Annotated in this window: 9 protein-coding genes and 2 tRNA genes; 7 read left to right on the forward strand and 4 right to left on the reverse strand. The window is 69.8% G+C overall.

The window, feature by feature from the left end; genetic code table 11:
* Positions 1 to 33 precede the first annotated feature (33 nt).
* Entirely contained in the window at positions 34 to 1,251 is a 1,218-nt protein-coding gene (locus DI526_RS10140; protein WP_304277222.1) for a multidrug effflux MFS transporter, read from the forward strand.
* Here DI526_RS10140 and DI526_RS10145 read toward each other — a convergent pair.
* On the reverse strand, positions 1,242 to 1,628 hold the full coding sequence (locus DI526_RS10145) for a DUF423 domain-containing protein (protein ID WP_304277224.1): 387 nt from the start codon (positions 1,626 to 1,628) through the stop codon (positions 1,242 to 1,244). The genes DI526_RS10140 and DI526_RS10145 overlap by 10 nt on opposite strands.
* A 110-nt stretch (positions 1,629 to 1,738) precedes the next feature.
* Between DI526_RS10145 and DI526_RS10150 the strand changes: the two genes are divergently transcribed.
* From DI526_RS10150 to DI526_RS10160, 3 genes are read left to right on the forward strand one after another with little or no spacing between them, the layout of a single operon-like run.
* Complete coding sequence (locus tag DI526_RS10150) at positions 1,739 to 2,845, forward strand: hypothetical protein (protein ID WP_304277226.1); 1,107 nt, start codon at positions 1,739 to 1,741, stop codon at positions 2,843 to 2,845.
* A complete protein-coding gene (locus tag DI526_RS10155) occupies positions 2,842 to 3,849 on the forward strand; it encodes a phosphotransferase family protein (protein ID WP_304277228.1) in 1,008 nt (335 codons plus the stop codon). Before DI526_RS10150 ends, DI526_RS10155 begins: the two co-directional genes overlap by 4 nt.
* The gene (locus DI526_RS10160; protein ID WP_304277229.1) at positions 3,849 to 4,268 is read left to right on the forward strand and encodes a hypothetical protein; all 420 of its coding nucleotides are present in this window, start codon (positions 3,849 to 3,851) and stop codon (positions 4,266 to 4,268) included. The genes DI526_RS10155 and DI526_RS10160 overlap by 1 nt, the downstream gene beginning before the upstream one ends.
* 6 nt (positions 4,269 to 4,274) lie before the next feature.
* Here the strand turns inward: DI526_RS10160 and DI526_RS10165 are convergent, their stop codons facing one another.
* From DI526_RS10165 to rlmB, 3 genes are read right to left on the reverse strand one after another with little or no spacing between them, the layout of a single operon-like run.
* Complete coding sequence (locus DI526_RS10165) at positions 4,275 to 5,015, reverse strand: TerC family protein (RefSeq protein ID WP_304277232.1); 741 nt, start codon at positions 5,013 to 5,015, stop codon at positions 4,275 to 4,277.
* A 58-nt stretch (positions 5,016 to 5,073) separates the two neighbouring features.
* Positions 5,074 to 5,418 carry a hypothetical protein gene (locus DI526_RS10170; protein WP_304277234.1) on the reverse strand — a complete coding sequence of 115 codons (345 nt, stop codon included), beginning with the start codon at positions 5,416 to 5,418 and terminating at the stop codon, positions 5,074 to 5,076.
* A 13-nt stretch (positions 5,419 to 5,431) separates the two neighbouring features.
* Positions 5,432 to 6,259: a 23S rRNA (guanosine(2251)-2'-O)-methyltransferase RlmB gene (gene rlmB, locus DI526_RS10175; RefSeq protein WP_304277236.1), complete on the reverse strand. Its 828-nt coding sequence runs from the start codon at positions 6,257 to 6,259 to the stop codon at positions 5,432 to 5,434.
* A 173-nt stretch (positions 6,260 to 6,432) separates the two neighbouring features.
* Here rlmB and DI526_RS10180 point away from each other — a divergent pair.
* The 3 genes from DI526_RS10180 to DI526_RS10190 all read left to right on the forward strand — a co-directional run.
* Positions 6,433 to 6,518: transfer RNA gene (locus DI526_RS10180), tRNA-Tyr, on the forward strand.
* 90 nt (positions 6,519 to 6,608) lie between these two features.
* A tRNA-Gly gene (locus DI526_RS10185) sits at positions 6,609 to 6,682 on the forward strand.
* 50 nt (positions 6,683 to 6,732) lie between these two features.
* On the forward strand, positions 6,733 to 6,810 hold a 78-nt coding region (locus tag DI526_RS10190; protein WP_007443273.1), incomplete at its 3' end, for a hypothetical protein.

Genomic DNA, 6,810 nt, shown 5'->3' on the forward strand with positions numbered 1-6,810 from the left:
TTCCTGCGCGGCGAACGCGCGTAAAAAGCGCGGATGACCGAGACCGTTTCGCCGCCCGCCGTCGTTCCCTGGCGACTTGTCGTGCTTCTGGGCGCGCTGACGGCGTTCGCGCCGATGTCGATCGACATGTACCTGTCCAGCCTGCCGGCGATCGGACGGGCCCTGCGAGCGGGCCCGGAGCAGACCCAGGCGACGCTGGCGGCCTTCTTCGCGGGCATGGCGATCGGCCAGTTCATCTATGGACCGGCGTCGGACCGTCTGGGCCGCCGGCCGCCGCTGCTGATCGGCATCGCCGTCTTTCTCGTGGCCTCCGCCGTTTGCGCCCTGGCGCCGAACATCGAGACCCTGATCGCCGCCCGCTTCGTGCAGGCCCTGGGCGGCTGCGCCGGGGCGGTGATCGCCCGGGCGGTGGTCCGCGACCGCTTCGGCCAAACCGACACCGCGCGGGTGCTGTCGCTGATGATGCTGATCATGGGGCTCGCGCCCGTGCTGGCGCCGCAGCTTGGCGGCGTCGTCCAACTGGTGGCGGGCTGGCGCGGGGTCTTCTGGACTCTGGTGGTGTTCGCGGTGGTGATCGGCGTCTGGGTGACGTTCGGCCTGCCGGAGTCGCGCTCGCCCGAGACCCTGGCCCAGGCGCAGTCCGAGAACCCGCTGCGGGCCTATGCGGCGCTGTTTCGGATGCGGCGGCTGGTGGGCTACGCCCTGGCCGGCGCGTTGAACGGGGCGGTGCTGTTCACCTATATCTCGACCGCGCCGGATCTCGTGATGGGGACCTATGGCCACACGCCGCTGGTCTTCAATCTGATCTTCGCGCTGAACGCCGTGGGCATCATCGGCGCCAGCCAGATCAACCGCTGGCTCCTGCGGCGCTCGACGCCCGACCAGGTGCTGCGCAAGGCCAGCATCGCCTCGATCGCCGCCGCTCTGCTGCTGACGCTCGCCGCCTGGACCGGCTGGGGAGGGCAGTGGACCGTGCTGCCGCTGCTGTTCGCGGCCCTGTCGGTCTATGGCCTGATGGGCGGCAACACCATGGCCGGCGCGCTGAGCGTCGATCCTCGCCGCGCCGGTTCGACCTCGGCCCTGATGGGGGCGGCGTCGTTCGGGGCGGGGGCCCTGGCCTCGTGGGTGGGCGGCCTGCTGCACGACGGCACGCCGCGTCCGGTGGCGGCGGTGATGTTCGCCTGCCTGGTCGGCTCGTCGCTGGCGATCTTCTTCCTGGCCTTGCCGGGCGGGGCCAAGGTTCAGGCCTGAGCCTCGGCCGACATGCGGAACGCCCGGTCAGCCATCACCGCCCAGCCGATGATGAACGACAGGCCTCCGAACGGGGTGATCGCGCCCAGGATGCGTGGCGCACCCAGGGCCATGGCGTAGAGCGAGCCCGCGAACAGCAGGCTTCCGCCCAGGAAGAATGCCGACGCCAGGCCCATGCGCTTCGCGCCGGCGCGATGCAGGCCAAAGGCCGCGAACACCGCCAGGGCGTGGACCATCTGGTACTGCGAGCCCGTGTGCAGCCACTCGACCGGCTTGGGCGCGCTCATCCCGTGCGCCGCGAACGCGCCGAACGCCACGGCCAGCATCCCGCTCGCCGCCGCCAGACCCGTCCAGGTCCTGGGTGTCCACCCGCTCATCGCCTTGACGCTCCGGAAACATTGCAATCGTCGGGCGCGACCTTAACGTCGTTCATCCGGACGTAAAGCGGCGTCGCCAGAGCGTCGCGTGATCCGGGGGGGAGGACGGCATGGCGCTCACCTGGGGCGACGATTATCCGATCCATCAGACGCCCGAGCCGGTGGCCTATGCCGGCACGGATCGGAATTTCTACGACCGCTATTTCTTCAACGGCTACGCGCCGTCCGACGATGGCGACGAAGTGTTCTTCGCGGCCGCCTTCGGTGTCTATCCACACCTGAACATCGCCGACGCCGCCTTCTGCGTGATGAAGGACGGCAAGCAGGTCAACCTCCACGCCAGCCGCTGGCTGGAGATGGAGCGGATGGACCTCACGGTCGGGCCGATCGCCATCACGGTGTTGGAGCCCCTCAAGCGTCTCAAGCTGACCGTCACCGCGCCCGAGCAGGGGATCGCCGCCGAGATCGTCTTCGAGGGCCGAGCCTTCCCGATCGAGGAACCGCGTTTCGTCCGCCGCAACGGCCCGCGCGCCTTCATGGACTACACCCGCCTGACCCAGAACGGCCGCTATTCGGGCTGGGTCGAGGTCGACGGCGTCCGGTCCGGCGTCGATGGCTTCGTCGGCACGCGGGACCGCTCGTGGGGCGTGCGGCCAGTCGGCGCGCGCGACCCCCAGGAGCTGGCGCCGCCGGTGCTTCCGCAATTCTTCTGGCTATGGGCGCCGTGCAATTTCGAGGACGGCGGGCTCTTCTTCCACACCAATGACGACGAACTGGGCCGCGCCTGGAACCGCCGCGCGCTGTGGCTGGGCGACGGCGAGCGCGAGCTGGAGTTCGGCGGCTTCGCCGAGGCCTCCTACGCCATCCACTGGAAGAGCGGCACGCGCCACGCCCGCGCCGCCACCCTGGACTTCGGCGCCGACGGGGCGATGACGGTCGAGCCCAAGCGCGAGTTCTTCATGCTGGGCCTGGGCTACACCCACCCGACCTGGGGCCACGGGCTGAACCAGGGCAAGTTGAAGGTCGAGCGCGAGGACTTCGTCACGGCCGACCTCGACCGCGCCGTTCCCCAGCACCTGCACGTCCAGGCGCTCAGCGACGTCACCTATGTCGACGGCGCTGGCCGGACGCGGAGGGGGCGGGGGGTCTTCGAGCAACTGGCGATCGGACCGCACGCGCCGTCCGGCTTCGCCTCGATCCTGGACATGGCGCCATGAGCCTGGCCGAACGCCTGGAGGCGTACCTGTCGCGCGTGTGGGGCGAGGCGGTCACGGTGGTCGATCTCTCGCGCATTCCCGGCGGGGCCAGCCGCGAGACCTATCGGTTCAGCGCGCGGACGGCCAAGGGCGAGCGGCCGCTGATCCTGCGTCGCGACCCGCCCGGCAGCCTGATCGAGACCGACCGCAACCAGGAATATCTGGCCTTCGAAAGCTTCCACGACCGTCTGCCGGTGCCGCGTCCGGTGGCGATGGAGGCCGAGGGCGCGGAGCTGGAGCGGCCGTTCTTCATCATGGAGCGGGTCGAGGACGGGGCGGCCGCCTCGCCGTTCACCGTCGTTCCCTATGGCGAGCACGCGCGGGCGATCGGGGAGCAGTTCTTCTCGATCCTGGGGACGATCGCGGCCGCCGATCCGGCCGGCCTGCCGCTGGCCAAGGCCGCCGAGGCGCCCGCGCCCGACGCTTGCTGGAAGGTTGCCCTGGACCACTGGGCCGCGGTGATCGAGGCCGACCAGCAGCATCCGCAGCCGATCGTCTGGGCGGCGATCCGCGCCCTGCGCCGCCGCCCGCCGCCGGCGGCCCAGGCCATCCGCGTCGTGCATGGCGACTACCGGACCGGCAACTTCCTGCACGACGGCGCGGGGAAGATCCTGGCGATCCTCGACTGGGAGATGGTCCACTTCGGAGATCCGCTGGAGGACTTGGGGTGGGCGCTCGATCCGCTGTGGGGCCACTTCGAGGCCGACAAGGTCTCGGGCATGCTGCCGCGCGACGAGGCTCTCGCGATCTGGAAGCAGGCCAGCGGCCTTGAGGTCGACGAGACGGCCCTGGCCTGGTGGAGCCTGTTCAACGCCGTGAAGGGCCAGGCGATCTGGACCTCGGCCGCCAAGGAATATCGCGACGGCGGCTTCAAGGATCCGGTGCTGGCCATCTCGGGCTGGTACACCGCCCGCCGCCACGACGAGATCCTGGCCGAGGCCTTGCTTCAATGGGAGGGCCTGTGATGACGCCCAGCCTGCCCGACATCCTGGTCGGCAACTTCCTGTGCATGATCGACCCGCCGCCGCCCGAGCAGCAGGGCGAGTTCATGGCCGGCAAGGTGGCGGTGGTGGCGCTGCTGTCGCTGCTGGCCGCCCAGGAGGCCGAGCGCGGCGTCGCCGCGCGCGTGGCCGAGAACGCGGCGATCGCGACCCTGCTGGACGAGGCGTCGAGCGACTATGGGATCGAAGGTGTCGAGATGACCGACGACCTGTCGATCGGCGGCCTCGACAAGGTCAACGCGCAGCTGCGCCGGGCGTTGATCGGCTTGCACGAGGCGGTCGAGGCTCGCGGCGACACTGCGCGCCACCACGCGATCCTGCGGCTGTACGCCCGGATGGCGGACCTCCGTCGCCTCGACATGCCGCCGCTGCCGGGACGGTAGTCCCGGCTATTTGTGCCGGTTGTGCTTGGCCACTTCCTCTGGGCTGATGTCCAGAGGGGCGGGGGCCGCGGCGTTGTAGGCGCCGGTCTGGTTGAGGTCCATCACCACGCTGCGGTGGCCTTCCCAGATCATGTGGACGGCGACGTAGAGCACGATGGCCAGGCCCACGAAGCCTATCCAGCGGTGCTTGTGCAGCAGGTTGGCGATGGCGCTGGCGGCCAGGCCCATCAGGGCGATCGACAGCAGCAGGCCGAAGACCAGGATCGCCGGATGCTCGCGGGCCGCGCCGGCCACGGCCAGCACGTTGTCCAGCGACATCGAGACGTCGGCGATCAGCACCTGCAGGAAGGCTTGCTTGAACGACTTGGCCGGTCGGGCGCGCGGCTCGGTGTTGGGGTCTGCGTCGACCATGGCCACCGCGTCGGCCTGATCGTGCGAGGCCTGTTCGCGCAGCTCGCGCCACATCTTCCAGCAGACCCACAGCAGCAGGAAGCCGCCGGCCAGCAGCAGGCCGATGACGCGCAGCAGCCAGGTGGTGATCAGGGCGAAGCTGATCCGCAGCACGACGGCCGCGCCCAGGCCGTACAGAATGACCTTCTTGCGGTCCTTGGGCGGCAGGCCGCCCGCCGCCAGGCCCACGGCCACGGCGTTGTCGCCCGCCAGCACGAGGTCGATCATCAGGACTTGCAGGAACGCGGTCAGCGGTCCCTGAAAGCCATCCAGGTGGGCCATCAACGTGTCGAACATGCGCCCTCAATGGGATGACGCGCGCAGGGATGCAAGGCGCAAAACGGCGGCTCGCGACCTAAACGCGCTTGGCCGCCGATCGGCGGCGCCGGGCCAGCCATCGTACGAGCGCGACGATACTCAGCAAGGCGGGGATCAGCAGCAGCAGGCCTGCGTCGCGACGCGGCGCGGGTTTCGGGGAGGGCGCTGGCGGGGCCGGCAGGTTCGGCCTCGGCGCCGCCGTCGTCGCGCCCGGACCGGGGGGCGGCTGCTCGCCCGTGACCGGCGCGGGCGGCGGGCTCACGGCCTTAGTCGCGACGGGCCGCGCCGCCGCCAGTCGCGCCTGCGTCTCGGCCGTCGAGGCGAGCGCGCCGTCGGCGGCCTGGACCGCGACGACAGCCGCGACGGCCAGCAACCTCCGCATCGTCCGGACGCGCCTAGACGGCCGCCTTGCGCGGCCTCGACGCCTCATAGAGCGCGATCGCCGCCGCCGCCGAGACGTTCAGGCTCTCGAAGCCGCCGGGCATCGGGATCTTGCCCAGGACGTCGCAGTGCTCGGCGACCAGCCGGCGCACGCCTTCGCCCTCCGAGCCCAGAACCAGCACCGTCGGCCCGCCGTCCAGCACCTCGTCCAGGGTCTGTTCGGCCTCGCCGGCCAGGGCCACGGCGCGCCAGCCCAGGTCGGACAGCTCCTCGAGCGCGCGGGAAAGATTGACCACCCGCGCGTAGGGCACCTTGTCCACCGCGCCGACCGCCGTCTTGGCCAGCACGCCGGTCAGGGCCGGGGCGTGGCGATCCTGCAGGATCACGCCCTTGGCGCCGAACGCGGCGGCCGAGCGGAAGATGGCGCCGATGTTCTGCGGGTCGGTGATCTGGTCCAGCATCACCAGGAAACCGTCGTTCGAGGCGGCCAGTTCGGCGATCGACAGCGACTCGGGCTCGTCGATCTTCAGGGCCAGGCCCTGATGCACCGCGCCCTGCGGCAGGTGCTTGGCGATCTCCTGGCCTTCCATCACCTGCAGGCAGGCTAGTTTCCGCAGCTCGGGGCTGAGTCGGCTGGCGCGGTCCGGGGTCGCCAGAAGGCGCTTCGGGGCGGGGCGCTGGGGGTTCGAAAGCGCCGCCTCGACGGCGTGAGTCCCCCAAATCCAGTCCTTGGCGTCGCCCTGGCCCCTGGAAAAGTCGTTTTGTTTCCGTGGCTTGGAACGAAAATCGCGTCCTTGTGCAGAAGGGCGTTTCCGGTCGTTGCGTTCGGAATGAGAGGACACTATAAGACGCGCTCCGATTTGGGGCCCCGAGGGCTTCTCGGCCAGCCGGCGCTGCTCTTAGCATCGTCCGTCACCGGTCCAAGAAGCTTTTGTTTCGCATCGGCGTTTGACGGCTTGCCGTCGCGCGTCGAAGCGGATAAAGGCCGCCGGCTTCGGAACTCCATCGCGTGCTTGGGGGAATGTCCCGAGTGGCAAAGGGGGGGGACTGTAAATCCCCTGGCGTAAGCCTTCGTAGGTTCGAGTCCTACTTCCCCCACCATGCGCGCGACGGGTTCCGGAAGGCAGCAGGGCGTCCCAGAGCCAGAGACCGGGAGCCGACGCGACCCCGCAAGTCCCATTTGGGTATTGGGCGGGTATAGCACAGTGGTAGTGCAGCAGCCTTCCAAGCTGAGGATGCGGGTTCGATTCCCGCTACCCGCTCCAGCTCCCCGAGTTATCCCAACAACCCAGCCGCCGGCGCGAAGGTAGAGACGATGGCCAAGGAAAAGTTCGAACGTACTAAGCCGCACTGCAACATCGGCACCATCGGTCACGTTGACCATGGCAAGACC

This window comes from Caulobacter segnis (genome assembly GCF_003243465.1).
GTDB lineage: Bacteria > Pseudomonadota > Alphaproteobacteria > Caulobacterales > Caulobacteraceae > Caulobacter > Caulobacter segnis_A.

Coding starts and splice junctions, on each gene's coding strand:
- DI526_RS10160 (WP_304277229.1), top strand. CDS start 3,849: ATGACGCCCAGCCTGCCCGACATCCTGGTCGGCAACTTCCTGTGCATG.
- DI526_RS10145 (WP_304277224.1), bottom strand. CDS start 1,628: ATGAGCGGGTGGACACCCAGGACCTGGACGGGTCTGGCGGCGGCGAGC.
- DI526_RS10165 (WP_304277232.1), bottom strand. CDS start 5,015: ATGTTCGACACGTTGATGGCCCACCTGGATGGCTTTCAGGGACCGCTG.
- DI526_RS10155 (WP_304277228.1), top strand. CDS start 2,842: ATGAGCCTGGCCGAACGCCTGGAGGCGTACCTGTCGCGCGTGTGGGGC.
- DI526_RS10140 (WP_304277222.1), top strand. CDS start 34: ATGACCGAGACCGTTTCGCCGCCCGCCGTCGTTCCCTGGCGACTTGTC.
- DI526_RS10170 (WP_304277234.1), bottom strand. CDS start 5,418: ATGCGGAGGTTGCTGGCCGTCGCGGCTGTCGTCGCGGTCCAGGCCGCC.
- DI526_RS10150 (WP_304277226.1), top strand. CDS start 1,739: ATGGCGCTCACCTGGGGCGACGATTATCCGATCCATCAGACGCCCGAG.